Origin of the sequence: Pseudomonas sp. NFACC24-1, from assembly GCF_900115235.1 — a bacterium.
Lineage (GTDB): Bacteria > Pseudomonadota > Gammaproteobacteria > Pseudomonadales > Pseudomonadaceae > Aquipseudomonas > Aquipseudomonas fluorescens_AA.
Genome location: NZ_FOVS01000080.1, coordinates 1 through 2,403, shown reverse-complemented (window position 1 = coordinate 2,403; position 2,403 = coordinate 1). Strand labels below are relative to the sequence as shown.

1 protein-coding gene is annotated in these 2,403 nt (G+C 64.3%); it reads left to right on the top strand.

The genetic code is table 11. From position 1 onward, the window contains the following. The coding region (locus BM317_RS29565) for a condensation domain-containing protein (RefSeq protein WP_139236104.1) at positions 1-2,403 on the top strand (2,403 nt) is incomplete at both ends.

Genomic DNA, 2,403 nt, shown 5'->3' with positions numbered 1-2,403 from the left:
CGTGCCGGGCGACAAGCGCCTGGTGGCCTACTTCACTCAATCCGAAACGGTGGACATCGAAACCCTGCGCCGCCACTTGCAAGGGCAATTGCCGGCCTACATGGTCCCGGTAGCCTACGTACACCTTGATGCCTTGCCTCTGACCCCCAACGGCAAGCTCGACCGCAAGGCCTTGCCGGCCCCAGACCTGGATTCGGTCATCACCCGCGGCTACGAAGCCCCTCGAGGCGAAGTCGAAATTGCCCTGGCGCAGATCTGGCAGGGCCTGCTGGGCGTGCAACAGATCGGCCGTCACGACCACTTCTTCGAGCTGGGCGGCCATTCGCTGTTGGCCGTCAGCCTGATCGGGCGGATGCGCCAGGTCGGACTGAGCGCTGACGTGCGCGTGCTGTTCGGCCAGCCGACCTTGATGGCGCTGGCCGCCGCGGTCGGTAGCGGTCGCGATGTCGAGGTGCCGGACAACGGGATTTTGCTGGGGAGCACTCGAATCACGCCGGCGATGCTGCCGCTGGTCGCTCTGGACCAGCAGGCCATCGACCGCATCGTCGCGACGGTGCCGGGTGGTGCGCGCAATGTGCAAGACATCTACCCCCTGGCACCGTTGCAGGAAGGCATTCTCTACCACCACATTGCAGCGGCCACCGGTGACCCCTATGTGTTGCAGGCAACGTTCACCGTCACCGACCATGGGCGCCTGGACGCATTTGCCCATGCGCTGCAGGCGGTGATCGATCGCCATGACATCCTGCGTACGTCGGTGGTCTGGGAAGGTCTGGACGAGCCGGTGCAAGTGGTCTGGCGCAAAGCGCAGCTGGCGGTCGAGGAGGTGGTACTGGCCGCCGAGGCGGGGGATATCGCCAGACAACTGCGCGAGCGCTTCGACACACTGCATTACCGTCTCGATATGCAACAGGCACCGCTGATGCGCATTGCCTTTGCCCATGACCCGGCCAACCAGCGCTGGGTAGCGCTGTTGCTGTTCCATCACATGGCACTGGATCACACGGCGCTGGAAGTGGTGCGCCACGAAATGCAGATGCATCTGCTGGGCCAGGGTGATCAACTGGGTGAAGCGGCACCTTTCCGCAACTACGTGGCCCAGGCTCGCCTGGGTGTCAGCCGCGAGGAACATGAAGCATTTTTCCGCGACATGCTCGGCGACATCGACGAACCGACGCTGCCCTTCGGTGTACAGGATGTGCGCGGCGACGGCAGCGATATCGAGGAGGCCGGGTTGCACCTTTGCGCAGACCTGAGTCGCCGTCTGCGGGCCCAGGCCCGGACGTTGGGCGTGAGTGCGGCGAGCCTGCATCACCTGGCCTGGGCGCGGGTACTGAGCCAGGTGTCCGGCAAACAGGACGTAGTATTCGGCACTGTGTTGATGGGCCGGATGCAGGGTGGTGACGGTGCCGAACATGCATTGGGCATGTTCATCAACACCTTGCCGCTTCGGCTGGACGTGGGCGACCAGGATGTGCGCGGCAGTACCAAGGCCGCACATGCCCGGTTGACCGGCCTGCTGGGTCATGAGCATGCGTCCCTGGCCCTGGCCCAGCGTTGCAGCGGCGTGGTCGCGCCGATGCCGCTGTTCAGTGCCTTGCTCAACTATCGGCACAGCAACGCGGATGTGACTTCGACCGATGCATTGGCGGCCTGGAACGGCATCGAGCTCCTGAGCAACGAAGAGCGCACCAACTACCCGCTGACCCTGTCGGTGGATGACCTGGGCGAAGATTTCCACCTGACCGCGCTGGCGTTGCCGCAAATCGGCGCGCAGCGGATCTGCGCTTACATGAACGTGGTGCTGGAGAACCTGGTGTCTGCGTTGGAGCAGGCGCCACAGACGCCATTGAACAGCGTATCGGTCCTGCCGTCGGCCGAGCGTCGCCAACTGCTGGTGGAATTCAATGCCACGACCCGCAGCTATCCGCAGGACAGGACCGTCCATGGTCTGTTCGAGGCACGGGTACAGGCCAATCCCGAGGCGCTGGCGGCCGTGCATGACGAGCACAGCCTGACCTACGCCGAGCTGAACGAGCGGGCCAATCGCCTGGCCCGTCATCTGGTCGGCCTGGGCGTACAGCCGGGGGAGCGCGTGGCGATTTTGCTGGAGCGTTCTCTAGAACTGTTGGTCAGCCAACTGGCAGTGCTCAAATGCGCTGCCGCCTTTGTGCCGCTGGATATCCACGCGCCCCTGGAACGCCAGCAGTTCATGATCGAAGACAGCGGGGCGCGGGTGCTGCTGACCCTGAGTGCCACGACCGCGACGCGAGGCCCTGTGCGTGTCGACCTGGATACCGTCGAGCTGGACGAGTCCGCCGATAACCTCGACCTGACCCAGAGCGCCGAAGCGGTTGCCTACATCATGTACACCTCCGGTTCTACCGGCACACCAAAGGGGGT